Origin of the sequence: Salibacter halophilus (assembly GCF_008806325.1) — a bacterium.
Taxonomy (GTDB): domain Bacteria; phylum Bacteroidota; class Bacteroidia; order Flavobacteriales_G; family Salibacteraceae; genus Salibacter; species Salibacter halophilus.
Window position 1 is genome coordinate 145,086 of the sequence record NZ_WACR01000004.1, and the last position, 24,893, is coordinate 169,978.

The following is a 24,893-nucleotide window of genomic DNA, read 5'->3' on the forward strand; positions in this document are numbered from 1 at the left end:
TGGTCAGAACCAAATGCTCGTTTTGCTGTTTCATCAATATGAAAGAACTGAACAATATTCCATTTATCACACCATTCGATTTTGCTGATATGAAGCAATGTGGTCGAATTACACAGCTCGATATGATTTCTCAACCTGAAGAGGCAATACTCTTTAGAAATAATGTTCCGGGAACAAGTTTATTCGGGAATTACGCTAATGATAACTACGGAATTTATTTTCCCGATAGTGGCGGATACATCAGGTTGTTTGACACCGTAATTTCAGCAAAGCGTTATTTTGAAGATGTTAATGAAGCGGAATCTGTAAAGGAAAAAGCTTAATCATCTTCCATTTGAGATTCCACGGCTTCCTCTGAACTGTGATTCTCGATTGTTTCGTTCCACAATTCCGGTCTGCGGATTTTGCCACCCTCTTGCGCGGTTCTGACCGTAAAATAAATGCTGATTGCTGTGAAAATAAGGGTGATAATTTTTGCAGTATTATTGAATTGTGGTTTCAAACGGTTAATGATGAAACCGATCATTCCTAATATCCCAACGATGATATTTAAGATATAACTCGTTTCACCCAACTCTTCATGTTCTTCAAGGTGATAGAAGGATATTTTTGAAAGTTCTTCAACAAAATGCTCAGCATCTTCGCCTGATAAGTAAGCCGGAATGCTTGTAATACCTGCTAAAAATAGTAGGCCATATCCAACAAGTGCGAGGTTTTTCTTTGAGGTGAAAAGACTGAGTAAAAGGATTATGAATCCAAAAATGATGCTGAAAACCGGAATGTGATTTACGATTAAATGCGTATAATTAGGGCTCATGACTTCAAATATTAATTTATTCAAAGATATGAACTACAAATTATTTGGAAATACAGGATTGCGCGTGTCTGAATTGTGCCTTGGAACCATGACCTTTGGAACGGAGTGGGGAACTGGCGCTGATAGAGATACGAGCAAAAAGATTTTTGACATTTACGCTGAGGCTGGTGGTAATTTTCTCGACACCGCCAATTTTTACACAAATGGAACGAGCGAACGTTTCCTGGGAGATTTCATCAAAAACGATCGCGATCACTTTGTTTTAGCGACTAAATATTCGCTTCACGATAGGGAGGGAGATCCAAACTTTACGGGAAATCACCGCAAAAACATGGTCAGATCCGTAAATGAAAGTCTGAAAAGATTACAAACCGATTACATCGACATTCTATGGCTACACATGTGGGATTTTACTACGAGTGTAGAAGAAGTGATGCGCGGTCTGAACAACCTCGTTGAACAGGGGAAAGTACTTTATATCGCTATCTCTGATACTCCGGCATGGATAGTAGCAAAAGCTAATATGATTGCCCGGCAGCACGGATGGGTTGAGTTTTCTGGATTGCAAACTGAGTACAGCCTTGTTGAACGAACACCGGAAAGAGATCTACTCCCAATGGCTGATGATTTTGGGTTATCTGTTACTACCTGGTCGCCACTTGGTGCAGGAATGCTAACTGGTAAATATCTCAATTCAATGGACGGGCGCTTATCGGAAAAGAGCGCGAAAATGACAGATCACAATTTGGAAATAGCTAAAACTGTCAAATCTGTAGCTGATGAAATTGGAGCGAGTCCGTCTCAGGTTGCATTGCAATGGTTGAGACAACAAAACAAATCTATCATCCCGATTGTGGGTGCGCGAAAAGTTGAGCAGATTGAAGATAATTTGGGTTGTCTCAAAATAAATCTCTCAAATGATCAAATGGACAAGTTGCATGACTCTAGTAAAATTGACCTCGGTTTCCCGCATGAATTTTTAAAGAAGGATGCAACCAGAAGTCATCTTTACGGAGGAACAGATTCGCAAATTGAATGGTGAGTTGGAGTTTAAATGTTTAGTAGTTTAACGTTTAATTGATTTGAGTTAGGGTTCGCTGGTTGGGATGTTTGAAGGTTTGTTAGAGACCCTATCATAAAATAAATACATACAGTACTTCAAAATAGAATTTAGGAAAGTGTAGAAAAAGCGAATTTCGAGAAATTAAACTAAAAGCTATTCTGAATCGGGATTAGTTTTTTCCTCAGTCTTTTTCTTTTGCCATTTCTCTATGGCGTTGTCATCGTACTTCACGAAAAGATGAATCCAAACAGATCGTGATAAACGAAAGAAAAGAGGTGTTAAAGCAATCAGCGATCCAACGGCAGTCACTAAATATTCCGTTACATTAAATTCGGGGTAGAGGATGATAAATGCTACCCAAACAGCTACTAAATACGCAATGCTGAGTCCGTAACTCACGTACATTGAACCGTAAAAGAAGCCTGGTTCAATTTCAAATTTTTGCCCGCATTTATCACAGCGTTCGGGCATTTGAAAGAGTTTAGATAAATTGTATGGATTGGGATCAGAAAATAAATTGGATTCCTGACACCGCGGACATTTCATTCTTATGATGCCATTTAGCATCGATCCTTTCATCGCCATTCAAAAAATAATTTAGCCTAACTACGCTAACCGTTAGTCTTTAGTTTCTATCGACTGGCATTTGTCCTTGTTCGCGAAACGCAAAACATTCAATATAGCTGTACTGGGCTGAATAACTGAAGATCCAATTACTTCATCACCAGGAGCATATACTTTATTAGATTTTGTGTTCCACGTAAACTCTTGCTCATTGTTCAATGTGATAATTCTTTCGTCAGCATCTGGGGAGATCTCGAATTTATCAGTTTTGTTTGAGTAAGTATCACCATTTGGAACTGTTAAAAACGTAGCAAATTTTGTCTCTTTAGGGTAAATTTCACAAATACATTTGCCCATAAAAACTTCGCTTTGAACAAAAACAGAGTTTATAAATGTAAGTTTCCATTCTTCTTGAATAGACTTTGCCGTGAGCGAAACGTTATAAGTTCCTTTTGAAATCATAGAACCGTTTTTATTGATCGTGAAATCTAATTGCATGCTCACGATTCCAGTATTTCCTTTAACTACAGCATTGTGGAAATCAGTTACTTCAAAATCAATTCCAATACCGTCTGCCATTCTGTAGCGCTCGTATTCTTTTTTCATTTTTTCAAAATCGAGCTGAGCGTATTCAACATTTCCCTGTAGATCAACGTCAACGTCAGATCCTACAAATCCGTCATCAAAGTAGTTGCGGAAATTAGGAGAGTTGAGTGAGCGCGATTCATCGCTCAAATAACCTTCGTAAAAGCCTTCAACGAATCGTTTCAGTGAACCTTCGTCCTGGGCATTGGTTACGGATCCGACCAATAGGCAAATAATAATTGCTGTGATTGATTTTGTGAAGTAATGCATTCCTGAAATATTTTTTACAAGTATAAAGGATTTTAACGATGTATAGCCTGCAATGGCTTTACAACATACACCCAGTTCTTTGTTAGTAAAAAGCTCGATTATTCATCGAAGCTCACCGTCACATTTTTAGATGTCGGGTGAGACTGGCAGGTTAGGATATAGCCCTGTTCAACCTCTTCGTCAAGCAGTGCGTAATTCTTTTCCATTTCAGCATCACCTTCTAATATTTTGCCGCGACAGGTCATGCAAACAGCTCCTTTACAAGCAAAAGGAACGTCAACACCGGCTTTGAGAGCGGCATCCAAAATGCTGTCACCGTCAGATGCAATATTGATGATCGATTCCTCACCGTCAACAATTACTTTTACCTCAGCACTGTCAACTTTTTCGCCTGTGGACTTCGACTTTTTACGTGAAGTGGCGTGCTGAGCAGCATTTGGCTGATCAGGAGATGTGAAGAGTTCGTAGTGAATCCGCTTTTTATCCACCTTTTGAGCTTCCAGTTCGTTCGTAACGAGTTTGATCATGGCCTCAGGTCCGCAGAGGAAATACTCATCAACTCCTGCCGGATCAAAAAGCATTTGGCAAAACCTTCCGCACTTTTCCTCATCGATTCTTCCGTAAAAAAGATCAGCTCCGGGATTTTCTCGACTCAATACATGATAAACACTCAGTCTGTCAACGTAAGCGTTTTTCAAATCTTCAATATCCTCTTTAAAGATGATGCTCCCCGTATTTTTATTGCCGTAAAAGAGCGTGAAATTACTCTTTGGTTCTTCGGTCAGAACCGACTTCATGATCGACATAACCGGAGTGATACCACTACCCGCAGCAAATGCGACATAATGCTTTGCGTTATTTTGATCGAGCTCAGTGTAAAACCTACCTTGCGGAGGCATTACTTTTAGGACATCACCAGCTTTTAGCTCTTCATTGGCATAAGTTGAGAACTTACCACCATCAACTTTTTTGATAGCGACACGCAATTCACCTTCCTTTGGAGCAGAGCAAATGGAGTAAGATCTGCGAACATCTTCTCCGCTTATTTCGGCTCTGAGTGTAATATATTGTCCCTGGATAAACGAAAAAGCATCACTTAATTCTTCCGGTACATTAAACGCAACCGACACTGTGTCGGAGGTTTCCTCTCTTACATCCTTAACTTCTAAATCGTGAAATCGCGCCATTATCAATTTATGTTAATCCTAATTTCGATATGCAAATCTAATCTTTACCCGATATTTTCCAATTCAACATGTTGGAGTAGGTGTGTTAATTAGACAGATTAAAAATTAGCCTGATTTGAGGTTAATTTTCAATGTGATGTGAACAATACGGCAAACACTAAGTTTAAATTTTCGTAAAATTGTAGTGAAATATGAGTGTTATGGAAAAAGAGAAGGATTTACAAAAGGAGTTTGACGCAAAAATCGATGCTGAAACGAAGATTGAACCACGTGATTGGATGCCTGATGCTTATCGCAAAAATTTGATTAGGCAAATATCACAACACGCTCACTCTGAGGTTGTGGGAATGCTTCCAGAAGCAAACTGGATTACTCGCGCTCCTTCTTTGAGAAGAAAAGTTGCACTTTTAGCAAAAGTTCAGGATGAAGCCGGTCACGGATTGTATCTGTACAGCGCTACTGAAACTTTAGGTGCTAAGAGAGAAGATACAGTAGATGACTTACATCGTGGAAAAGCAAAATATTCAAATATATTCAACTACCCAACTGTAACCTGGGCTGATATTGGCGCAATAGGCTGGTTAGTTGATGGAGCAGCTATTCAGAACCAGGTGATGTTGACACGTACTTCTTACGGTCCGTATTCCCGCGCAATGGTTCGTATATGTAAAGAAGAGAGTTTCCACCAACGTCAGGGATATGAAATTATGTTGACGCTCGCTAATGGTACTGAAGCGCAAAAAGAAATGGCTCAAGATGCACTCAATCGCTGGTGGTGGCCATCATTGATGATGTTTGGTCCAAGTGATAAAGATTCTCCACACTCTCAACAATCGATGGCGTGGAAGATCAAGAGACAATCCAATGACGAATTGCGTCAGGAATTTATCGATAAAACCGTTCCGCAAGCTGAGTACCTGGGTCTGACCATTCCTGATCCTGATCTCAAATGGAATGAAGAACGCGAGTCATACGACTTTGGACCAATTAATTGGGATGAGTTCTTCAACGTAATTAAAGGTAACGGCCCGATGAATAAAGAGCGTCTCAAAGCACGTAAAGATGCTAAAGACAACGGAGCTTGGGTGCGAGAAGCAGCCAACGCTTATGCTAAAAAGAAAAGAAAACGCGAAGCTGGTAAACAATCAGCAGCTTAAATAGATTATAGTTATGTCAGTAGATAATAAAGATTGGCCTCTTTGGGAGGTATTTATAAGGTCAAAAGCAGGATTGAGTCACAAGCATGTTGGTAGCATTCACGCTGCTGATTACGAGATGGCTCTCGAAAATGCTCGTGACGTTTACACACGCAGGAGCGAAGGTGTGAGTATTTGGGTTGTGGAATCAACTCACATTCATGCCAATTCTCCATCTGAGAAAGATCCGTTCTTTGATCCGGCAAATGACAAAATTTACAGACATCCTACATTCTACGATATACCCGATGAAGTAGGACATATTTAATAAATCGAATTTTTAATTATTGGCTTCTCTCTACGAGAGGCCATTCTTTTAAAATAGTGGAATGACGAAGCAAGAAGCGCTTTACAAATACAGTTTACGTTTAGGAGATAGCACGTTAATTCTCGGTCACCGTCTCTCAGAATGGTGCGGTCATGGCCCAAAACTAGAACAGGATATTGCTCTCATCAATATCGCTCTGGATTTACTGGGGCAGGCAAGATCTTATTTGAGCTACGCGGCTGAAGTCGAGGGAAAAGGAAGGACAGAAGATGATCTCGCTTATCACAGAGTTGAGAGAAACTTCCACAATTTGTTACTGACTGAGCGTCCAAACGACAACTGGGGAAACACAATCATGCGCTCTTTCTTCTTTGATGTATTCCATTATTATTTTCTGTCAGAACTCACAAAATCAAAAGACGAACAGCTAGCAGCTATTGCAGCTAAGTCGTTGAAAGAAGTAACCTATCACGTCAAGCACAACAGCGACTGGGTAATCCGTCTTGGAGATGGTACTGAGAAAAGTCACAAGATCATGCAGGATGCAATCGATGAGCTGTGGGACTACACAGGTGAAATGTTCGACATGGATGAGGTAGACGAAACTCTAATCAAAGAAGGTATTGCTCCAGATTTGGCACCTATTAAAGATAAGTGGTTGCAAAAGGTGAAAGATGTTTTTCGTGAAGCGACACTTGAAATGCCCGAGGTTCAGGAATGGCACCATACAGGAGGAAAAATGAAAGGTATTCACTCAGAACACATGGGGTATATCTTATCAGAAATGCAATATCTGCCACGCGTGCATCCGGATGCAACCTGGTAAGCTTTGCCGCGTATTTTGTTGAGGAGGAAATAAACTATGGCAGACGTTACAACACTTTCTAAAGAACAAGTATTCGATTGGTTATCGGAAGTTACTGACCCGGAAATTCCGGTTTTAACCGTAACCGACATGGGAGTTGTTCGCGATGTCGATTTTGAAGGTGATGAAGTCATTGTAACGATTACACCAACATACTCAGGTTGCCCTGCAATGAAAACAATCGAGAATGATATTGAAGATTGTTTGGAAAAGCACGGCATTGAAAAATACAGAGTGATCACAAAACTTTCTCCTGCCTGGACGACTGACTGGCTTACAGATAATGGTCGTCAAAAACTAGAGGAGTACGGAATTGCTCCACCCGCTGAAAAAACGACTGATAAAAGTGCTATTACCGGAGGGAAAAAAGTTGTGAAGTGTCCGCAGTGCGGCTCTACAAACACAGAGATGATTAGTCAGTTTGGTTCAACAGCCTGCAAAGCACTTTACAAATGCAACGACTGCTTAGAGCCGTTCGATTATTTTAAGTGTATTTGATTTAGGATTTAGAAGATTCTCAGCTATCTAATAACAGTATTACTTCTTTTTTCAATTTTGCTAAATGGTTAATGACGATACTCCAAATTAATTCGTCAGATATGCTATCATAGCCGTGAATGATCCTGTTACGAGTACTTATTATCCTTTTAGCGTTATTGAGTTTGAAGCCTTTATCTTTTTTTAGAATCCTGTTTACAGCTTCTCCGATTATCTCTAAATCTCTTTCTACAGCTCTTTTCGTCCTAATATCTGAGACATAATTTTCAAAGATTAATTGAGTATCATCAAAATAACTCTCAATCTCATTTATGGATTGTAATATATCAAAAAGCCATGTTTTGATTTCATTATCCATAAATCAACTGCTTAGAGGAGTCTATAGACTTTTTTAAAAATGGATTCTTAATTGCTTTATCTTCTAATAAATCAATATTCCGGTTCAATAATTTTTCAAGCGAAGATTTTAGAGCAAAATAATTATCAGCATAATCATATAGATCAATTTGAGAAAAATCAACTATGAAATCTATATCACTTGATTCCTTGAAGTTGTCAGTTAATACTGAACCAAATACAAACAGTTTTGACACTTTATGCTTTTCGCAAAGCTTTCGAATTTTATCAATATTTTTATTAAGAATATTCATTATGTCAAAAGTAAAACTTATCTATAATAAATAATCACTCTTTATTCTTAATAGCCTTCTTCAGGATAAAGAATCCGGCAACACCGGCAACAAAACTACCGAGCAGGATACCCATTTTAGCCGTATCTTCCAAAATACCTTTTCTGAATGCCAACTCAGAGATAAACATCGACATCGTAAACCCGATTCCTGCAAGTAATCCGGCTCCTATCATCATTTGCCAGTTTACTCCTTTTGGTAAATCTGCGAGTTTGAGCTTAATTGCGATCAGACTCAAACCAACAATTCCGATCGGTTTACCCAGTAAGAGTCCCAATCCAACACCCAAACTGAGTGAGTCGCCCATCATGGCTATCGGGTCATCAGGAAGTGTAACACCCGCATTGGCGAGCGTAAACATGGGCATCACAAAATAAATCACCCATGGATTTAAATTGTGTTCCAGTGTTTGAAGTGGAGGTTCATAGTTTTTACAGGCTTTTTTCACTTTGGTCACAACAGCCTGCTCTTCAAAGCTCAACAAATCGTGATGAAGTGGAGATATTGCTTTCGCCTTGATCAATACATTTTTAATGCGTTCTCTAAATCCTTTTAAACTGTAAGCGCTATCTGTTGGTATGGCTAGCGCAGCTACAACTCCGGCAACTGTAGCGTGAATACCAGATAACAGAAAGGCTGTCCACAAACCACCAATTCCAACTACAGCGTAAAAAGTTTTCTTGCGCACGCCAAGCATGTTGGCTCCGACCATTACGACAAGAAATGCTACAGCAATTCCAAAATTGACGAGTGAAATATCTGATGAGTAAAAGAGTGCAATAACGAGAACAGCTCCAAGGTCATCGGCAATGGCAAGGGCTGTTAAGAACACTTTCAATGACAACGGAACCCGCTTTCCCAGCAGACTCATGACACCTAGCGTAAAGGCAATGTCTGTCGCCATCGGGATTCCCCAACCTTCGTGCTCGGGATAATCGCTGTTGAACATGATGAAGATAAGGGCCGGTACAGCCATTCCACCAAGTGCGGCTACAACGGGTAAAATTGCTTTTCGCTTGTTCGATAATTCACCAACCATCACTTCACGCTTGATCTCCAAACCAACCGTAAAGAAGAACATCGCCATGAGTCCGTCATTGATCCAGTGGTGCAAATTTTTAGTGAGGTGAGCACCTTCAAAACCAATGGTGAATTCAGTTTCCCACAGTTCGTGGTAATAATGAGCGAAATCTGAGTTAGCCCAAATCATGGCTACAATCATGCACAAAATCAGAATGATTCCTGAAAGCGCCTGTGCAGAACTGAAATCTTCAAAAGTTGATATAAATCGTTTGGCTACTACAGCAAGTCTTTTACTTCTCTTCATTTTCCTCTTCTGGTGTCTTTATCTTCTCAATTAAAACTCGAAGTTTTGCGAAAATATAAAATCAAAACAGCAAGTATCTTTTATTTTCTAAAGCGCTGTTAACAATATTTAAAATTGCTCATTAACTTTGGGATCATGGTAAATAGCGCTAATATTACGGTTCCTTTCAAAATAAAGAATTTTGAAGGAGAAATTCACACTTCTTCACTTTATCAAATCGTTTATTCAACTGATGCAAGCGCTTATCGAGAGCTCCCTCAGGGAGTAGCTTTTCCTAAAACAGAAGCAGATATAGAACGGCTTGTGAAGTTTAGTGGTCAGAACCGAATGGGCCTCGTTCCCAGGGCTGGCGGGACATCACTAGCCGGACAGGTTGTAGGGAACGGACTCATCGTGGATGTGTCCCAATATATGCGAGAAATCATTGAGTTCAACGAGAAAGAGAAGTGGGTGAAAGTCCAACCCGGAATTGTACGCGATGAACTCAACCGATTCTTAAAGCCACACAAGCTCTTTTTCGCTCCTGAGACCAGCACATCTAACAGAGCCACAATTGGCGGAATGGTAGGCAACAATTCCTGCGGATCAAATTCTGTGAAATACGGTTCTACCCGTGATCATTTGTTAGAGGTTGAAGCTGTACTGGCCGATGGTTCAAAAACTACTTTTAAACCCTTGAGTAAGGAGGAGTTTGAAAAGAAGTGCTCGGGAGAAACGACTGTAAGCCTGTTAGAGCAAAACATCTATCAGCAAACAAAAGAGTTGCTGAATAACGATCAGAACCGAGACAAAATAAAGAATCGTTATCCAAAACCTGAAATCCCGAGACGCAATCACGGCTATGCCCTCGACTTGTTGATGGATTGTGATGTCTTTGAAGAGAGTGACAAGCCTTTCAACATGTGCAAAATGATTGCCGGTAGCGAAGGAACTCTTGTCTTTATCACATCAGTGAAAGTTGCTTTGGAGCCGCTTCCGCCTAAACACGAAGGCCTGGTTTGTGTACACTTTCACGATTTGTACGACTCATTAAAAGCCACAGTCCTTTCATTGGATTTTGATCCGGGAGCGGTTGAGTTGATGGATTACCACATCCTTGAACGAACAAAAGACAATATTCAGCACCGCAAAAACCGCTTTTTCGTAGAGGGAGATCCCGAAGCTATTTTGGTCGTTCAGCTATTTGCCGATTCTGCGGAAGAACTCAAGAAAAAAGCTGAGGATCTGACTAATGCTTTTAAAGAACAAAAATTCGGCTATCATTACCCGGTTGTCACCGGATCTGACTGTGAAAAGGTATGGAACTTGCGAAAAGCAGGCCTCGGATTGTTGTCAAATGTCGTGGGCGATAGCAAGCCGGCTCCTGTGATTGAAGATACAGCAGTTGATGTACGCGATCTTGCACAGTACATTGAGGACTTTAACGAAACGCTCAAGAAATATGATTTGGAGTGTGTGCATTACGCACATGCGGGGTCTGGGGAGTTACATTTACGACCTGTTTTAAACTTAAAAACTGCGCGAGGACAAGAGCTCTTCAAAACCGTACTGGACGAAATTGCACATTTGGTGAAAAAGTACCGCGGTTCGTTGAGTGGAGAGCATGGAGATGGCAGACTGAGAGGAGAGTTTATTCCGTTTATGGTAGGAGAGGAGATCTATGATTGGTTTGTGGAAATCAAAAAAACATGGGATCCGGAAGGTGTTTTTAACCCCAATAAAATCGTGGATACTCCGCCCATGAATGAACAGCTTCGCTACGAAAAAGACCAGGAAACGAAGAACTTTGAAACTATTTTTGATTTTAGCCATTACAAAGGCTATCAGCGAAGTGCAGAGCTCTGCAACGGATCGGGTGATTGCCGAAAATCACAGTTAGCTGGCGGAACGATGTGTCCAACTTACATGGCTACTGGAGATGAGTTACAAACTACTCGTGCCAGGGCAAATACGTTACGTGAGGTCTTGACAAGAGATGAAAAGCCTTTTCAAAATAACGATGTCAAAGAGGTGATGGACACCTGTATCGGGTGTAAAGGATGTAAATCTGAATGTCCGTCAAATGTCGATTTAACTAGACTCAAAGCCGAGTTTGATTACCAGTACGCAAATCAAAATGGTGTCGCTTTTCAAACGAGAGTAATCGGTTCGTTTGCCAGGTTGATGAAGTTGGCAAGTAAGTTCCCAGGAGTAGCAAATTACTTTGTGAAAAGTGAGTTTTTTAGCTCAATAGGGAAGTCTGTACTCGGTTTTGCAAAAGATCGTAGTCTGCCCGAGATCAGTAAAGTTACTTTGACAAAATGGTACAGGAAAAAATATCACCCTCAACAAAACCCGATTAAAAAGGTGTGGCTGTTTGCAGATGAGTTCATTGAATTTAACGAAGCTCACATTGGGATTGCTGCAGTTGAACTGTTGCAAAAGTTGGGATACGATGTTCGTGTCATCGATCACCCTGAGAGCGGTAGATCTTATTTTTCAAAAGGACTTTTGAAGCAAGCGAAAGAGATTGCTCGCAAAAATGTTTCTATTTTCTCACCGAAAGTGAGTGAGGACGAGCCGCTAATCGGAATAGAACCTTCAGCAATTTTGAGTTTCAGAGATGAGTATCCTGATATCGTGGGTAGTGATCTGACAGAAAAAGCCAAAAAGCTGAGTAAAAACGCTTTTCTAATCGATGAGTTTTTGGCTAGTGAATTGGAAAAAGGAAATATCAAAAGTGATCAGTTTCGGTCAGAGCCCAAAACAATTCATCTTCACGGACATTGTCACCAAAAGGCGCTTTCCTCACTATCAGATACAAAGAAGATTCTGCAATTCGCAGGATATAAAGTGCTGACAATTCCCAGTGGATGTTGTGGAATGGCCGGTTCTTACGGTTATTTGAAGCAAAATTTTGAGACGTCTATAAAGATTGGTGAAATGGTACTTTTTCCGCGGGTAAGGTCTGCATCAAAAGAGGATATCATTGCAGCAAATGGAACGAGTTGTCGCCATCAGATCAAAGATGGGGTACAAGTAAAAGCACTGCACCCGATAGAGATTATGAGAGATGCATTAAGTTTTTAAGAGTAAGCTAAACGCGAGGTCGAGGTTGAAGTTGAGAGTGTTCTAATCTTGCTTTTTGATTATTGAAAGTTTAAGTTGTTAAGGGTTTGAAGTTTATGGGTTTGGTGTTTGTTTTTAGCCGCCAGACCCGGATGCTGAGCGGAGCTTTGGCGAAGTCGAAGTAGTAGGGAGTTTGGAGGTCAAGCTGAAAGTGCTGATCGAAGCGTCAGCAGGCGAGGTTGAGTCCCGAAGCAAGTTCGGGATCTAAGTTCATCTAAGCTTTGGCTGGTGCCAAAGGCTAAGATTTACTAAGAGTTGAGAGTGTTCTGATCTTGCTTTTTGGATTATTGAATTTCTAAGTTGTTAAAGGAGCTTAATGTCGTGTAGACCTGACAGGTTTCAAAACCTGTCAGGTCTTGGGAAAAAGGTTAAGTGCCGTAGGCACGACTTAAAACTAACTCTGGGTTTTAGCCCAGAGCAAAATTCATCAGATTTGTAAAATGTGAACCGTACCTACGGCACTCAATATCTAGCTATGACACTTAGGCTCCGGGTGATAACCCAGAGATAGAAGTGTATCGAGTCCATGGCACTTGTACCTCGAGTGTAAGCGGATGAAGCTTGAATATTATAATGTTGGTTTTCGATTAATCCTTTCTTTCTTTACCCTTTTTTAGGCTGAAAATCATTGAGATTATAACGAGCGTCATTGAAATGATACCGAGGTATTGACCACCATTTTTAGACCAGGAGAGGTCGTTGTAGTCGATCAAAAATAGGTTTGCAATGAGAATAGTTGCAGCTATGAACAGGAGTGTGATTTGGAACTTTTTCATTTACTTATTTTCAGAGTATAATCAAATGTGAAATTTAAAACCTTAGTTTGAATTACAACTCTTTTTTAATTCGTGTATTAATTAAAAATACACTGAGACTGTACTGGCGAATTCTATTGCTGCATCCATTGTTATTATAGTCATAAAGCCGATTTCATTTTTTAGGTTTTTACGATAGTTGATGAGTAGATAGAGGTAAATCCCTACTGGGATAATCATGCTTAATCCTATGATTCTTGCATGTGGGTAATGCTGAATTTGAGCTACAAACTTTCCAAAAATAAAAATGCTTGAAATTATGATGGGAATATTTTTCTTGAAGTTTTCCTTTATGAGTGTCCTGAGTTCATAAATGACGATTAGTAAAAGTGATAACATAAATAAAATGAATCCCAATTGACCATGTTCAGGAGTGACAGTGGCTAGAGGGACTGCTATAATTTGAGTTAACAATATTAATTTGGGTAGTTTTTCATTAGTCTTTTTAAAACTGTAGACTCCAAAAAGCGCAGATAAGAGAAAAAATACTTGAAAAGTAAAAATCATTTTATCAGGATAAAAACAAAAAAGCTTTGAAAGTGCAGTTGTACTACACCTCCAAAGCTAATGATTGTTACACCTTTTCCAAAGTTCAAAACTTTGGAAAAGGTTTTATTCAGTTAATGATATTTAAAATCCTTCTAAAAAATTTTTTCTACTCAGTAATGGAAAAGTCGTTGTTCTTTAACCATTTTTTTGAGTAGCGGACTAGGGCGGTAGCGATCATCACCAAAGTGCTCCTGAAGATCCTCTAGTTGTTCCTGAACCCATTCAAGGCCCAGTTCGTTAGCCCATTTCAATAATCCTTTTGGATAATTGACACCTTTGGTCATTGCCACGTCTATATCCTCCTGTGTTGCGATGTTGAGGAATACAGCATCAACGGCTTCGTTGATGAGCATCACAACCACGCGGTTCAGTATATATTTTCCAAGAGCCTCATCCTTTTCGGGTGCAGGGTTCTGACCGTTATCTTCGTGATTGTAAAAGCCCTGTCCGGTTTTTCTCCCGTAATGGCCTAGTTCTTTCAGGCGTTTTTGGGTGATTGAAGGTTTGTAACGCGGATCGTAATACATCTGTGTCCACACAGTTTCTGTTACCGTGTAATTCACATCATGACCGATGAGATCAGTAAGTTCGAACGGACCCATTTTAAATCCGCCAAGATCTTTGAGCGCCCAATCGATAGTAGCGACATCAGCTACGCCTTCTTCGAGCATTTTGAGCGACTCACCGTAGAATGGTCTAGCAACGCGATTCACGATAAAGCCGGGAGTGTCTTTTGCTATAACTGTCACTTTTCCCCAGTCTTTGATGAGGTCACGAGTTGCATTTGTCACCTTGGAGTCAGTGGCCATTGAAGGGATAATCTCAACCAGTTTCATGAGCGGAGCAGGGTTGAAGAAATGCACGCCAATCACATTTTGCTTGTTTTTAACTGCTGCCGCAATTGAGGCAATTGACAAAGATGAAGTGTTTGTCGCCAAAATACAGTCCTTATTGGTAACAGACTCCAGTTGATGGAAGATTTGCGTTTTAACATCGATATTTTCGATCACTGCTTCAATCACCATTCCGCAACCTTCAAAACGGCTGAGTCCGTCAACATATTCAATTCGGCTCAAAATAGTATCAGCTTCGCCCTGAGAGTATTTGCCCTTTTCTACAAGTCGGTTCATAATCTTCACGAGCGAATGACGAGCTTTGAGCAGCGCTTCTTCCTTTTTGTCGTACATCAATACTTTGTGGCCCGCTGTAGCTGCTACCTGCGCAATTCCGGTTCCCATTGTTCCGGTTCCAATTACGCCAATAGTTGTATGTTTTGTCAATTTCATATTCTCAGATTTATAGTGACTTTTCGATTTACTTTCCTGTAAAATTAGGTTTTCTTTTTTCTAAAAATGCCTGAACTCCTTCGTTGTAGTCGTGTGTTTGACCGGCCTCCGTTTGAATATCATCTTCGCGTTGCAGTTGCTGGCTTAGGTCATTCGTCCAGGATTCGTTGAGCAGTTTTTTGGTCAGACCCAGCCCTTTCGTAGGCATTTTGGCCAGTTTCGTAGCTGTCTTCTCAATTTCTGAGTTGAAGTCTGCATCAGGAACAGCCTTGTAGATCATGTTCAGATCCTCAGCCTCTTTAGCCGAAACTTTATCTCCCAACATCATCAATGCTGTTGCTTTTTGCATGCCCACTAATCGAGGTAGGAAGAACGTTCCACCGCTATCGGGGATTAAACCAATTTTGCTGAATGCCTGAATAAAACTTGCCGATTCAGTGGCAATCACAATGTCACAAGCTAAAGCAATATTGGCTCCCGCTCCGGCTGCCACACCATTCACAGCAGCTATGATCGGTTTTTCGATGGCTCTGATCAATTTTATAACCGGGTTGTAGTGTTCCGATACGATTTTTTGAAGCTCGATACCATTGTCATCAGCTGCTTCTTTGAGATCCTGACCGGCACAAAAAGCTTTTCCATCTCCGGTAAGCACGATGGATCTGACCGAGTCGTCTTTATCAGCTTTTTTCAATTGATTTTGTAACTCCAGAGCCATTTCGCGTACGAATGAATTGAATTTATCGGCTCTGTTAAAGGTAATGTATGCAACGCCATTTTCATGACGCGTTTGGATTAATTCAGACATAATCAATTTTATTTGCAGCGAAATTAAGGTTTTGGCTTTTTATAGCTGTAATATCTCGTGGAAAGTAAGTAGAAGCTGTTGAAAATAAAAAAAGCCACCCGAAAAGGAGTGGCTTTGCAAAATGTATGAATTAATTTTAATCTTCTTTTTTCATGTGAACATCGCGTTGCGGAAATGGAATTTCGATTCCTTCAGCATCAAAGCGTAATTTGACTTGTTCCATGAAATCCCAGTATGTAGGCCAGTAATCTGAAACTTTGGTCCATGGGCGGCAAAGAATATTAACTGAGCTATCAGCCAGCTCGCCAATCACAATTGTTGGAGCCGGATCATCGAGACAGCGCTCATCTTTTTCAACCATTTCAGTTAGTATTTCCTTAGCGCGTTTGAGGTCAGATCCGTAACCGATGCCAAATACCATATCAACACGTGCTATCTCTTTAGCCGAATAGTTTGTAATACTATCGTTAGATAATTTGGCATTCGGAATGACGATTTCTCTGTTTTGAAAATTTCTCATTTTGGTGTAAAAAAGCGTTATTTCTTCAACAACACCCATGAAGCCAGCACCATCGATAACATCATCAACTTTAAATGGCTTGAGAATTAAAAGAAGTACACCTCCCGCAAAATTGGCAAGAGTTCCCTGGAGAGCTAAACCAACAGCCAAACCTGCGGCACCTAAAACAGCAATAAAACTGGTGGTTTCGATGCCTACCATACTGGCTACTGAAATGACAACCAATATCTTAAATAACCAACCTACAATGTTACCGATAAAGGGTTTAAGCGTTGGGTCAAAATCGCGCTTATCAAGTGTTTTAATGAATCCTTTTTTGATTTTTCCAGCCAACCAAAAACCAATTATCAGTGCTATTATAGCCATGATAACTTTTGGGCCGTAATCGAGTAAATAATCAAATGCAATTTGTGAGTATTCGTTTACCTTACCGGCAGAGTTTGTAAGTTCTTCTTTCATTTTTGTTTGGTTTATTTATTTGCTTTAAAACTATAAATTATAATTTAAGTTATTTATTGATCCAAATCGAGTGAGTAAAAAGCACCTATTTCTACCGTCATAACAGTGTAAGGCGACTCAATGTTGTAATTTCCTCTATTTCCATTCACAGTGTATTTGGCTTCATTGAAGTTGAAACGGGCAGATTGATAGGCTAAGTCTAAGGATAACCCCCACGCATTGTTAAAGTTGTACCGAAATTCACCCGAAAGTAAATAACTGAACGAAATGGCATTTTCAGAAAAGTAGGTTGATCGTATTTGATCATTACTTTGGTTCGATTGCGCCAGTAGTTCAACACGGGGTAGCTCACCGTAAGCGAGCCCGGGTTTAAATGACAAATTTAAAGATGAGGCTCCATTTGTAATAGCAAATTTAGGTCCGATCCAAAAGCCGTGAATTTTCCAGCTATCTGCATTTGCACGGTAATCGCCAGCTCGATCACGCGTGAGGTCAGCAGCAATCGATTTGCTATCCATTTGGTTCTGACTGTAACGGTAATTGGCCGATATGAAAATGATGTTTTTCAAAAATTTATCTGCATGTAGGTTGACTGTATAACCTGTTTTAGCAAAACCGCTTTCGCTGTTTGAAAAGTTTTCCGTTTTGGCAAACATACCAAGAGGTTGAGAGAGTCCACCGGTCAACGAAAAAATCCAATCTGGTTTAGTTGGTTTTGGTTGATACTCGTTTCCGTATTGATAATCAGGAGCATATTGAGCATTTGAAAATAGTGCTATAGAGCAGGCTAAGATGATTATAAGTAAATATCGCATTATGAGTTGGGCGATTTTTGTGGGGTGATTTTATCCCACGAAAAGTTGAAGTTGACACCCAGTTTAATACTCAATCCAGATGCTATTTGGAATTGCCTGTCTTGTTTGGGAAGTTTCTTTTCAATTTTTCCTGTATTGCCGTGAGCACCCATCTCAATAAAATAGGTGATAGGAGGAAACTCACGTTCATCTGATGATGTGATTACTTCACAGCCAAATAAACCGTATCCGCCAACATTAAAAGGGGTTGTTGTTAAGTCAGGTGCTATCAAAAATGAGAGACCGCCTTCACCGTAAAACCGAAAAGGAGAATCGAGTTGTGAAACGATACCAACTGTTCCTACTTCAGCAGATTGAAAGGAACTGGTCTCACTGGAATACTCACTGTTTTTGAATTGAAGGTGATGAACTTTAAAAGTTGTTCTCATTCTTTCAAAGTCAAAAAAAGGAGCGTTTAATTTACCACCATAGCCAAATGAATGCGGGTATTTTGTAATCTCAAAAGCGAGTCCGATTCGTTTTTTTTCTAAGTCGTATAAGTTATTGCCTGAGAAAGCAAGTGCGCTGCTACAAACAGCTAATAGCACGAGTACAAAATTTCTCATGTAAAAATCTGATTCAAAATTTACGTTTAAAAGGCTCAAGGATTAACAATCATCAAAATAAATAAATATTGTTGATTTGAGTAGGATTAATAACAATGAACTGGCTTCTTTGAATATTTGAATCTATAAATAATAATCGAACTCAGGTTAATACTAACACTCAATCCACTGTCCTTTCTCAATAATTCGCTATTTTCGGCAGCTACTTACAACCAAAAATAATTAAGGTGAAATGATCGTGATATTTTGATTTTATAGTCAAATTGCGAACGTTTCATTAGACCGTTGAAAAATTATTTACAAGATGAAATCACTCGAAGGAAAAGTTGTTCTCGTAACCGGAGCCACTCGCGGAATAGGAAAAGCAATTGCCCACACATTAGCTGATAATGGAGCATCTGTGGCTTTTACATTTGCTTCATCTGAAGATAAAGCCAAAGCGATTGAAAAAGAACTTACTGATAAAGGGGTACAGGCAAAAGCTTATAAATCCAATGCTGCGAATTTCTCTGCTGCACAGGAGCTTGTAAATCAGGTTCTTTCAGACTTTGGAAATATTGATGCTCTTGTGAACAACGCTGGCATTACGCGCGACAATCTTCTTATGAGAATGAGTGAAGATCACTGGGATGAGGTATTGGAAACAAACCTTAAATCTGTGTTCAACATGACTAAAGCAGTTCAGCGCACAATGCTCAAGAATCGCAAAGGATCAATTGTCAACATCAGCTCAGTTGTAGGCGTAAAAGGAAATGCCGGACAGGCAAACTACGCAGCTTCAAAAGCCGGAATGATCGGATTTACAAAATCTGTGGCACTAGAGTTGGGATCGCGCAACATCCGTTGTAATGCAATTGCTCCAGGATTTATTGAAACTGAAATGACAGAGAAACTCGATGAAAAAACAGTTCAGGAATGGCGCGATGCAATTCCGCTCAAGCGAGGCGGAAAGCCTGAAGATGTAGCTGACCTCGTTCTGTTCCTCGTTGGTGATCAGTCGGCATATATCACCGGGCAAACAATCAATGTTGACGGAGGAATGTTAACGTAATATGAGCATCACCACAGAGTATTCTCTTTGGTTAATCATAGGGTGTATAGCGCTTGCAGCGTTGTACACCTACCTTTTGTATTCACCTAACAAGAGTACAAAACCATTTTCCAAAACCGCCATTTGGGCACTCTCAGCCTTTCGCTTTATCTCAGTTTTTGTACTCAGCTTTTTGTTGCTTAATCCACTGCTCAAAACAACGGTGAGTGAAAGCGAAAAAGCACGCGTAGTAGTTGCCGTAGATAACTCACAAAGCATTGTCCTCAACAAAGACAGCAATTTTTTCGAAAATCAGTTTCGGTCAGATCTCGATAACTTTTTCACCAAACTTCAGGATCGTTACCAGGTAGAAAAACTCGTTTTTGGAGGTGAAGTCTCTGAATTACAATCAGCTGATTCGCTCAACTTTTCAGATCCCTATACCAATCATCAGGCGGTAATCGAAAATGTGGATGAAACACACGGTTATTCGAATCTAGGGGCTATGATCGTAGCAACAGACGGACTCACAAACGAAGGGCGAAATCCGCTCTACTATCAAAAAACCAATAACTTCCCGATTTATACAGTTGGAATGGGCGATTCATCACGACAACGCGATGTGTTGATCAGGAAGGTGCGTCACAACGATCTGGCTTTTTTGGGCAATACATTTCCTGTTGAGGTGATGGCCGCAGCTAATGATTTTGAGGGTAATGATGTAAAGGTTGAGATTAAGCAAAATGGGAATGTTCTCAAATCAAAGACCTTTTCAGTTTCAAAACGAAACGAGTTTAAAAGCTTTGAATTTCAACTAGAAGCGAAGGAGCCCGGTGTTCAAAAATATACTGTTTCATTATCTCGGCTCGATGGCGAGTTGACTTATGTGAACAATACACGCGAGTATTACATCGAGGTGATCGACAATCGCAGTAAGATACTTTTTGTGAGTAGTGCACCACATCCTGATATTGGCGCTATGGTGAGATCACTAAAACCGCTCGAAAATTATGAGCTCCAAACGCATCTGGCAATTAGTGACGAAGAACTTCCCAACCTGGAACAATTTCAGTTGGTAATCGCTTCCAATATTTTTGGTGATCAACACAATGAATTGAGGAGGGATATTACAGAAAGTGATATTCCGGTGTTGTGGCATGGCGGACTCAACTTATCAGCGGGAAATATGTCTGACATCGGGATGGGAATGGAGCTTTCCAGAGTTAGCAACCAGGTGAGTGATGTTATGGCGTCAGCCAGTAATCAGTTTGATTTATTTGAAATTTCTGAAAAACTCAACGAGCGAATTGAAAGTTTTCCTCCGCTCAAAATGACTTTCGGGAATTACAATAGCACTGGTGGATTGTCAACGATTTACTTTCAACAGGTTGGCAACGTGGTAACCGATCAGCCACTTGTTGCTTTTCAGTCCGGCTCTGACCGTAAACAGGGAATCATTTTAGGAGACGGACTTTTCAGATGGCGATTATTCGATTATGCTCAAAATGGCGATGCGGCCGCTTTTGATGAACTCATTAGAAAATCCGTTCAGTTTTTATTGACTAAAGAGGATAAGTCGCGTTTTCGTTTGTCGTATGAAAATCAGTTCTCGATTGCACAGCGGGTAGAAATTGGTGCTTCACTCTACGATCCAAGTTACGAGTTGACGAACGAGCCTGATGTAGAGCTCACGATCAACCGAAATGGAGAAGAAGTGCCGTACACGATGAGTAGGAGAGGTGATCGCTATGTGCTCGATCTCGGTTTTATGGAACCCGGTGAATATACTTTTACTGCTGCAACATCACTGGCAGGTGATCAATTTTCGAGAAGTGGAAAGTTTACAGTTAAAAGCATTAGTGTGGAGTCACAAAAAACACGAGCAGATTTTGGCTTGTTGATGGCTTTAGCTGATCGCAATAACGGCTCTTTTCACAGTGCTCGCGAGCTCGATCAATTAGCTGATGAGTTACTCGCTAAAGACTTCCCAACGGTGGCTCACAAACACGATGAATATGCTGATGTAATCGAGCTGGAATGGTTGTTCTTCGTGATATTGCTCTTACTCACTGCCGAGTGGGCAACGAGAAAATACCAGGGCGGTTATTGAATCATCTTAGGAAATTTCCTTGCGAATAACACCAGCAACGCTCCGTAAATGAATGAAAGCATGATGAGTCCGAGGAGCGTAAAAGTAGCCCAGTTCAGCGGTGAAAAAATGTACTCGGTAACCTGTTCAAAGTTTTGAAGAACTTTGTTAGCCTCTTCAGTGCCAACATTATTCTCAGCGATTGATTTTTCAAACTCGGCACGTCTTTCCATGATCATTTTATTGAAGAAGTCAGGAGAGACAAAACGGTAAAATATATAGGAAAAAGCAGAGTACAAAAACGCCAGTATAGCTGATGGTCTTAGAGCTGCTTTCAGCTCCATGATGTAAGTGAGGTATTCCCTCGACTTGATTCGCTGCTCTCTGATTCCCATGTAGCCGGCAACGAGGATGAACAACAAAATGGGATAAACGCGTATTGTCCAATCCCAGTTTAAGGTTTCTATCAATAAACGAAATACCACCAATAGCCCGAATAAAATCAGGGCTACGGTGGTACTATTTATATTTTTTGGACTGTTGAGTTGCTTTTCTTTAGCCATTCATCGAAATGAGGAATTCCTCGTTATCGCGTGTTGACACAATTTTACTTCTCAAAAACTCCATCGCTTCAACAGCAGTCATATCACTGATATGCCTGCGGAGAATGTGCATGCGTTGTGAAACTTCTTTATCCAGCAACAATTCATCACGTCTTGTAGAAGACGAAACGAGATCGATAGCAGGGAAAATACGTCTGTTCGCAATTTTGCGATCGAGCTGTAGTTCCATGTTACCGGTACCTTTAAATTCTTCAAAGATCACTTCATCCATTTTAGAGCCGGTATCGATCAGAGCCGTAGCTAAAATTGTTAGCGAACCGCCACCTTCGATGTTTCTAGCTGCACCAAAGAATCCTTTTGGTTTGTGAAGAGCATTGGCATCAACACCACCACTCAATACTTTACCTGATGCCGGAGAAACAGTGTTGTAAGCACGGGCAAGGCGAGTTATTGAATCGAGCAGAATCACAACATCGTGACCAGATTCAACCATTCTCTTTGCTTTTTCCAGAACAATACCCGCAATTTTTACGTGTCTATCTGCCGGTTCGTCAAATGTTGAAGCGATAACTTCCGCATCAACACTGCGCGCCATGTCAGTAACTTCCTCAGGTCGCTCATCGATGAGTAAAATCATCAAATAGCACTCAGGATGATTGTCAGCAATAGCGTTTGCTACTTCCTTGAGCAATTGCGTTTTACCTGTTTTAGGTTGTGCAACGATCAATCCGCGCTGTCCTTTACCAATTGGCGTGAACATATCCATGATACGCGTAGAAACACTGCTCTTTTTGTGACCAGTTAGATTGAATTTTTCCTGTGGGAAAAGAGGAGTTAGGTAGTTGAAAGGCTCACGATCACGAACCTGAACAGGTGTGCGACCATTGATCTTTTCAACTCTAATGAGAGGGAAGTATTTTTCACCTTCTTTTGGAGGACGAATACCACCTTCAACGTTATCACCGGTCTTTAAACCAAATAATTTGATTTGAGACTGGCTCACGTAAATATCATCAGGAGAAGGAAGGTAATTGTAATCTGAAGAGCGTAAGAAACCGTATCCATCGCTCATTGTTTCCAAAACACCTTCACTCGTTACGATATTTTCAAAATCGTAGTCGAGTCCATCTTTTCTGCGCCTGTCATTTCCCTTACCGTTGTTTCTACCACCTTTGTCATTATTGTGGCGATTGTCATTGCGGTCGTTGTTTCTGCGCGAGTGATGATCGTTGTTATTATTGCTATTGTCCTGCTTTTTGTCTTTATTAGGACCTTTGAAATCTTTCTTGTGGTTACTTTGGCGATCCTTGTTTTGGTTATCGCGCCCACCTTTATCATCCTTATTGTTGGATGGATGATTATTTCTTTTTCGGTCAGATCCCTGTTTAGACGGGCCGCCTGGTTTTTGATCCTTATTGGATTCAGGTTTAGGCTGTCTCTTATCAGGAGTCTTGTTATCGTCTTGTTTCTTTGCAGAATCTGACGGTTTATTTGAAGGGTGAGTAGAGCGAGTACGCGGTCTTCTATCCCCTTTACTGTCATCTGATTTTTTGTTGTCAGATGAATCTTTTTTTGGAGCGTTGTCCTGTTTTGTGAGTGGTTTTACCGCCTGGTAGTCGAGAATTTGATAGATGAGATCTTGTTTTTTCAAGCGGTTGATCTTAGGTACATCGAGTTCTTTAGCGATTTGCTTTAACTCTTCAACCTTTTTGTTGTTCAACTCAATAATGTCGTACATGAAAGTCTAATTAGAATAGTCAATTTAGATAGAATTCAATCACTTAATATGAAGAATCTTAAATCTTGATTTGTATTGAAATGGATTGAGGGGATAGTTGAAATCCCTCGAATACTGCAATAATACAATATTCTTGGGGATTGACAATTGGGGGAGTTTATTTTTCGCATACTTTTGGCGAAAATTTAAAGAACCATGTTGCAGCGCATTCAAACAGTTTATTTGTTCATTAGTATTATCGTAGCAATTGTAGGAACGTTTTTGCCAATTTTCTATGCCACAGGACCTGATAATATGTACAGCGTCACTGCGTGGGATTTCTCTTTTGATTCAACTTCACTCATTGGGGGGTGGCCGGTTCTCATCCTGTTTATTTTATTTATCGTGATGAATGGAACCACGATTTTTCAGTTCAAAAGTCGCACATCACAAATGACACGTATTAAGGCCAGCTATTTGGTTTTGGCTCTGACCATTGTTGCCCAGGGAGTGCTGTGGTACTTTTGGAAAAATGAAGTTCAACTGGAAGTAATCCCGGGTTGGAGTTTTATCATTCCGGCTGTTGCTTTTGTCTTCAATGTACTTGCTTACAGGGCGATCAAGAAAGATGATGATCTTGTAAAATCTGTAGACAGATTGCGCTAATTATTTTCGCGTTTCCAGTTCGATCACATCCAAATCTTTAATCCGCTTGCCTTCAATTGTAAAACGGAGTAATGTGCGGACTTTGTGAAAACCCACTTTTCCGCAAGCTCCGGGATTCATGTGTAGCAATCCTAGCTTTTTGTCGTTCATGACTTTGAGGATGTGCGAATGACCTGAAATAAATAAATCGGGCGTATTGGTTGTCAGTTCTTCGTAAATTCTGCGGTTGTACCTGCCCGGGTAACCGCCAATATGTGTCATAAATACTTTTACTTCTTCCACAGTAAAGCACTGATCGAGTGGGTGAGCGGCACGAATTCCCTGTCCGTCAATGTTGCCGTAAACGGCTCTGAGCGGTTTAAATGCTTCCAGTTCATCAGCAAGTGAAAGCCTGCCTATGTCACCTGCATGCCAAATTTCATCTACGTCTTTAAAGTGCTCAAACACCCGCTTGTCCAGGAAAGAATGCGTATCCGATAACAGACCAATTCGTTTCATTGGCATCAAACATAACACAGTTGTATGTCTCTACAA

The 24,893-nt window shown here is 40.5% G+C and carries 27 protein-coding genes; 10 read left to right on the forward strand and 17 right to left on the reverse strand.

Translation table 11 applies throughout. The features are described 5' to 3' along the window. Nucleotides 1-38: 38 nt before the first annotated feature. Nucleotides 39-323, forward strand: a complete 285-nt coding sequence (locus F3059_RS05510) for a hypothetical protein (RefSeq protein ID WP_151167133.1) — start codon at nucleotides 39-41, stop codon at nucleotides 321-323. On the opposite strand, the gene F3059_RS05515 is transcribed toward F3059_RS05510, so the two are convergent. After that, nucleotides 320-841 carry a hypothetical protein gene (locus tag F3059_RS05515; protein ID WP_151167134.1) on the reverse strand — a complete coding sequence of 174 codons (522 nt, stop codon included), beginning with the start codon at nucleotides 839-841 and terminating at the stop codon, nucleotides 320-322. The genes F3059_RS05510 and F3059_RS05515 overlap by 4 nt on opposite strands. A 4-nt stretch (nucleotides 842-845) precedes the next feature. Here F3059_RS05515 and F3059_RS05520 point away from each other — a divergent pair, with 4 nt between their 5' ends. Then, nucleotides 846-1,859, forward strand: coding sequence for an aldo/keto reductase (locus F3059_RS05520; RefSeq protein ID WP_151167135.1), 1,014 nt, complete (start codon nucleotides 846-848; stop codon nucleotides 1,857-1,859). Between the two features lie 174 nt (nucleotides 1,860-2,033). On the opposite strand, the gene F3059_RS05525 is transcribed toward F3059_RS05520, so the two are convergent. The 3 genes from F3059_RS05525 to paaE all read right to left on the reverse strand — a co-directional run bounded on the left by F3059_RS05525 (nucleotide 2,034) and on the right by paaE (nucleotide 4,486). Continuing rightward, on the reverse strand, nucleotides 2,034-2,465 hold the full coding sequence (locus tag F3059_RS05525) for a DUF983 domain-containing protein (protein WP_223274549.1): 432 nt from the start codon (nucleotides 2,463-2,465) through the stop codon (nucleotides 2,034-2,036). Nucleotides 2,466-2,498: 33 nt separating this feature from the next. Then, entirely contained in the window at nucleotides 2,499-3,299 is an 801-nt protein-coding gene (locus F3059_RS05530; protein WP_151167136.1) for a hypothetical protein, read from the reverse strand. 98 nt (nucleotides 3,300-3,397) lie between these two features. After that, nucleotides 3,398-4,486: a 1,2-phenylacetyl-CoA epoxidase subunit PaaE gene (gene paaE, locus F3059_RS05535; RefSeq protein WP_151167137.1), complete on the reverse strand. Its 1,089-nt coding sequence runs from the start codon at nucleotides 4,484-4,486 to the stop codon at nucleotides 3,398-3,400. Nucleotides 4,487-4,686: 200 nt separating this feature from the next. On the opposite strand from paaE, the gene paaA reads away from it, so the two are divergent. From paaA to paaD, 4 genes are all read left to right on the forward strand, one after another. Continuing rightward, complete coding sequence (paaA, locus tag F3059_RS05540; RefSeq protein ID WP_151167138.1) at nucleotides 4,687-5,643, forward strand: 1,2-phenylacetyl-CoA epoxidase subunit PaaA; 957 nt, start codon at nucleotides 4,687-4,689, stop codon at nucleotides 5,641-5,643. Nucleotides 5,644-5,656: 13 nt separating this feature from the next. Then, nucleotides 5,657-5,950 (forward strand): 1,2-phenylacetyl-CoA epoxidase subunit PaaB, encoded by a 294-nt coding sequence (paaB, locus tag F3059_RS05545; RefSeq protein ID WP_151167139.1) that lies wholly within the window; start codon nucleotides 5,657-5,659, stop codon nucleotides 5,948-5,950. Nucleotides 5,951-6,011: 61 nt separating this feature from the next. Beyond that, entirely contained in the window at nucleotides 6,012-6,776 is a 765-nt protein-coding gene (gene paaC / locus F3059_RS05550) for a 1,2-phenylacetyl-CoA epoxidase subunit PaaC (protein ID WP_151167140.1), read from the forward strand. Between the two features lie 36 nt (nucleotides 6,777-6,812). Then, the gene (gene paaD, locus F3059_RS05555; protein ID WP_151167141.1) at nucleotides 6,813-7,313 is read left to right on the forward strand and encodes a 1,2-phenylacetyl-CoA epoxidase subunit PaaD; all 501 of its coding nucleotides are present in this window, start codon (nucleotides 6,813-6,815) and stop codon (nucleotides 7,311-7,313) included. Nucleotides 7,314-7,332: 19 nt separating this feature from the next. Here the strand turns inward: paaD and F3059_RS05560 are convergent, their stop codons facing one another. From F3059_RS05560 to nhaA, 3 genes are read right to left on the reverse strand one after another with little or no spacing between them, the layout of a single operon-like run. Then, nucleotides 7,333-7,671 carry a HepT-like ribonuclease domain-containing protein gene (locus F3059_RS05560; protein ID WP_151167142.1) on the reverse strand — a complete coding sequence of 113 codons (339 nt, stop codon included), beginning with the start codon at nucleotides 7,669-7,671 and terminating at the stop codon, nucleotides 7,333-7,335. Further along, nucleotides 7,664-7,963 carry a nucleotidyltransferase family protein gene (locus F3059_RS05565; RefSeq protein WP_151167143.1) on the reverse strand — a complete coding sequence of 100 codons (300 nt, stop codon included), beginning with the start codon at nucleotides 7,961-7,963 and terminating at the stop codon, nucleotides 7,664-7,666. Before F3059_RS05565 ends, F3059_RS05560 begins: the two co-directional genes overlap by 8 nt. A gap of 34 nt (nucleotides 7,964-7,997) precedes the next feature. Then, a complete protein-coding gene (nhaA, locus tag F3059_RS05570; protein WP_151167144.1) occupies nucleotides 7,998-9,329 on the reverse strand; it encodes a Na+/H+ antiporter NhaA in 1,332 nt (443 codons plus the stop codon). A gap of 135 nt (nucleotides 9,330-9,464) precedes the next feature. Between nhaA and F3059_RS05575 the strand changes: the two genes are divergently transcribed. Beyond that, nucleotides 9,465-12,398: an FAD-binding and (Fe-S)-binding domain-containing protein gene (locus F3059_RS05575; RefSeq protein ID WP_151167145.1), complete on the forward strand. Its 2,934-nt coding sequence runs from the start codon at nucleotides 9,465-9,467 to the stop codon at nucleotides 12,396-12,398. A gap of 626 nt (nucleotides 12,399-13,024) precedes the next feature. Here F3059_RS05575 and F3059_RS05580 read toward each other — a convergent pair. The 7 genes from F3059_RS05580 to F3059_RS05610 form a co-directional block, all read right to left on the reverse strand. Beyond that, entirely contained in the window at nucleotides 13,025-13,213 is a 189-nt protein-coding gene (locus F3059_RS05580; RefSeq protein WP_151167146.1) for a hypothetical protein, read from the reverse strand. An 81-nt stretch (nucleotides 13,214-13,294) separates the two neighbouring features. Next, the gene (locus F3059_RS05585; RefSeq protein WP_151167147.1) at nucleotides 13,295-13,759 is read right to left on the reverse strand and encodes a hypothetical protein; all 465 of its coding nucleotides are present in this window, start codon (nucleotides 13,757-13,759) and stop codon (nucleotides 13,295-13,297) included. A gap of 152 nt (nucleotides 13,760-13,911) precedes the next feature. Further along, entirely contained in the window at nucleotides 13,912-15,087 is a 1,176-nt protein-coding gene (locus F3059_RS05590; RefSeq protein WP_151167148.1) for a 3-hydroxyacyl-CoA dehydrogenase NAD-binding domain-containing protein, read from the reverse strand. A gap of 28 nt (nucleotides 15,088-15,115) precedes the next feature. After that, nucleotides 15,116-15,895 carry an enoyl-CoA hydratase-related protein gene (locus F3059_RS05595; protein ID WP_151167149.1) on the reverse strand — a complete coding sequence of 260 codons (780 nt, stop codon included), beginning with the start codon at nucleotides 15,893-15,895 and terminating at the stop codon, nucleotides 15,116-15,118. 136 nt (nucleotides 15,896-16,031) lie between these two features. Further along, a complete protein-coding gene (locus F3059_RS05600; protein ID WP_151167150.1) occupies nucleotides 16,032-16,874 on the reverse strand; it encodes a mechanosensitive ion channel family protein in 843 nt (280 codons plus the stop codon). A gap of 53 nt (nucleotides 16,875-16,927) precedes the next feature. Next, nucleotides 16,928-17,689 carry a hypothetical protein gene (locus F3059_RS05605; RefSeq protein WP_151167151.1) on the reverse strand — a complete coding sequence of 254 codons (762 nt, stop codon included), beginning with the start codon at nucleotides 17,687-17,689 and terminating at the stop codon, nucleotides 16,928-16,930. Then, the gene (locus tag F3059_RS05610) at nucleotides 17,689-18,294 is read right to left on the reverse strand and encodes a hypothetical protein (RefSeq protein ID WP_151167152.1); all 606 of its coding nucleotides are present in this window, start codon (nucleotides 18,292-18,294) and stop codon (nucleotides 17,689-17,691) included. Before F3059_RS05610 ends, F3059_RS05605 begins: the two co-directional genes overlap by 1 nt. A gap of 304 nt (nucleotides 18,295-18,598) precedes the next feature. Here F3059_RS05610 and fabG point away from each other — a divergent pair, with 304 nt between their 5' ends. Together fabG and F3059_RS05620 are read left to right on the forward strand one after the other, a co-directional pair. Further along, nucleotides 18,599-19,345 carry a 3-oxoacyl-[acyl-carrier-protein] reductase gene (gene fabG, locus F3059_RS05615; protein ID WP_151167153.1) on the forward strand — a complete coding sequence of 249 codons (747 nt, stop codon included), beginning with the start codon at nucleotides 18,599-18,601 and terminating at the stop codon, nucleotides 19,343-19,345. A gap of 1 nt (nucleotide 19,346) precedes the next feature. Continuing rightward, entirely contained in the window at nucleotides 19,347-21,434 is a 2,088-nt protein-coding gene (locus F3059_RS05620) for a VWA domain-containing protein (protein WP_151167154.1), read from the forward strand. On the opposite strand, the gene F3059_RS05625 is transcribed toward F3059_RS05620, so the two are convergent. Together F3059_RS05625 and rho are read right to left on the reverse strand one after the other, a co-directional pair. Next, nucleotides 21,428-21,976: a DUF4199 domain-containing protein gene (locus tag F3059_RS05625; RefSeq protein ID WP_151167155.1), complete on the reverse strand. Its 549-nt coding sequence runs from the start codon at nucleotides 21,974-21,976 to the stop codon at nucleotides 21,428-21,430. The genes F3059_RS05620 and F3059_RS05625 overlap by 7 nt on opposite strands. Then, nucleotides 21,969-23,714, reverse strand: a complete 1,746-nt coding sequence (rho, locus tag F3059_RS05630) for a transcription termination factor Rho (protein WP_151167156.1) — start codon at nucleotides 23,712-23,714, stop codon at nucleotides 21,969-21,971. The genes F3059_RS05625 and rho overlap by 8 nt, the downstream gene beginning before the upstream one ends. Nucleotides 23,715-23,909: 195 nt before the next feature. Between rho and F3059_RS05635 the strand changes: the two genes are divergently transcribed. Further along, the gene (locus F3059_RS05635) at nucleotides 23,910-24,359 is read left to right on the forward strand and encodes a DUF4293 domain-containing protein (protein ID WP_151167157.1); all 450 of its coding nucleotides are present in this window, start codon (nucleotides 23,910-23,912) and stop codon (nucleotides 24,357-24,359) included. Here the strand turns inward: F3059_RS05635 and F3059_RS05640 are convergent, their stop codons facing one another. Beyond that, a complete protein-coding gene (locus F3059_RS05640) occupies nucleotides 24,360-24,857 on the reverse strand; it encodes a metallophosphoesterase family protein (RefSeq protein ID WP_151167158.1) in 498 nt (165 codons plus the stop codon). Between the last annotated feature and the right edge of the window lie 36 nt (nucleotides 24,858-24,893).

What these genes read in the sequence shown, in the direction of transcription:
- F3059_RS05510 (WP_151167133.1), top strand. Translation starts at nt 39, where the DNA reads ATGAAAGAACTGAACAATATTCCATTTATCACACCATTCGATTTTGCT.
- F3059_RS05520 (WP_151167135.1), top strand. Translation starts at nt 846, where the DNA reads ATGAACTACAAATTATTTGGAAATACAGGATTGCGCGTGTCTGAATTG.
- F3059_RS05525 (WP_223274549.1), bottom strand. Translation starts at nt 2,465, where the DNA reads ATGGCGATGAAAGGATCGATGCTAAATGGCATCATAAGAATGAAATGT.
- F3059_RS05530 (WP_151167136.1), bottom strand. Translation starts at nt 3,299, where the DNA reads ATGCATTACTTCACAAAATCAATCACAGCAATTATTATTTGCCTATTG.
- paaE (WP_151167137.1), bottom strand. Translation starts at nt 4,486, where the DNA reads ATGGCGCGATTTCACGATTTAGAAGTTAAGGATGTAAGAGAGGAAACC.
- paaA (WP_151167138.1), top strand. Translation starts at nt 4,687, where the DNA reads ATGGAAAAAGAGAAGGATTTACAAAAGGAGTTTGACGCAAAAATCGAT.
- paaB (WP_151167139.1), top strand. Translation starts at nt 5,657, where the DNA reads ATGTCAGTAGATAATAAAGATTGGCCTCTTTGGGAGGTATTTATAAGG.
- paaC (WP_151167140.1), top strand. Translation starts at nt 6,012, where the DNA reads ATGACGAAGCAAGAAGCGCTTTACAAATACAGTTTACGTTTAGGAGAT.
- paaD (WP_151167141.1), top strand. Translation starts at nt 6,813, where the DNA reads ATGGCAGACGTTACAACACTTTCTAAAGAACAAGTATTCGATTGGTTA.
- F3059_RS05560 (WP_151167142.1), bottom strand. Translation starts at nt 7,671, where the DNA reads ATGGATAATGAAATCAAAACATGGCTTTTTGATATATTACAATCCATA.
- F3059_RS05565 (WP_151167143.1), bottom strand. Translation starts at nt 7,963, where the DNA reads ATGAATATTCTTAATAAAAATATTGATAAAATTCGAAAGCTTTGCGAA.
- nhaA (WP_151167144.1), bottom strand. Translation starts at nt 9,329, where the DNA reads ATGAAGAGAAGTAAAAGACTTGCTGTAGTAGCCAAACGATTTATATCA.
- F3059_RS05575 (WP_151167145.1), top strand. Translation starts at nt 9,465, where the DNA reads ATGGTAAATAGCGCTAATATTACGGTTCCTTTCAAAATAAAGAATTTT.
- F3059_RS05580 (WP_151167146.1), bottom strand. Translation starts at nt 13,213, where the DNA reads ATGAAAAAGTTCCAAATCACACTCCTGTTCATAGCTGCAACTATTCTC.
- F3059_RS05585 (WP_151167147.1), bottom strand. Translation starts at nt 13,759, where the DNA reads ATGATTTTTACTTTTCAAGTATTTTTTCTCTTATCTGCGCTTTTTGGA.
- F3059_RS05590 (WP_151167148.1), bottom strand. Translation starts at nt 15,087, where the DNA reads ATGAAATTGACAAAACATACAACTATTGGCGTAATTGGAACCGGAACA.
- F3059_RS05595 (WP_151167149.1), bottom strand. Translation starts at nt 15,895, where the DNA reads ATGTCTGAATTAATCCAAACGCGTCATGAAAATGGCGTTGCATACATT.
- F3059_RS05600 (WP_151167150.1), bottom strand. Translation starts at nt 16,874, where the DNA reads ATGAAAGAAGAACTTACAAACTCTGCCGGTAAGGTAAACGAATACTCA.
- F3059_RS05605 (WP_151167151.1), bottom strand. Translation starts at nt 17,689, where the DNA reads ATGCGATATTTACTTATAATCATCTTAGCCTGCTCTATAGCACTATTT.
- F3059_RS05610 (WP_151167152.1), bottom strand. Translation starts at nt 18,294, where the DNA reads ATGAGAAATTTTGTACTCGTGCTATTAGCTGTTTGTAGCAGCGCACTT.
- fabG (WP_151167153.1), top strand. Translation starts at nt 18,599, where the DNA reads ATGAAATCACTCGAAGGAAAAGTTGTTCTCGTAACCGGAGCCACTCGC.
- F3059_RS05620 (WP_151167154.1), top strand. Translation starts at nt 19,347, where the DNA reads ATGAGCATCACCACAGAGTATTCTCTTTGGTTAATCATAGGGTGTATA.
- F3059_RS05625 (WP_151167155.1), bottom strand. Translation starts at nt 21,976, where the DNA reads ATGGCTAAAGAAAAGCAACTCAACAGTCCAAAAAATATAAATAGTACC.
- rho (WP_151167156.1), bottom strand. Translation starts at nt 23,714, where the DNA reads ATGTACGACATTATTGAGTTGAACAACAAAAAGGTTGAAGAGTTAAAG.
- F3059_RS05635 (WP_151167157.1), top strand. Translation starts at nt 23,910, where the DNA reads ATGTTGCAGCGCATTCAAACAGTTTATTTGTTCATTAGTATTATCGTA.
- F3059_RS05640 (WP_151167158.1), bottom strand. Translation starts at nt 24,857, where the DNA reads ATGAAACGAATTGGTCTGTTATCGGATACGCATTCTTTCCTGGACAAG.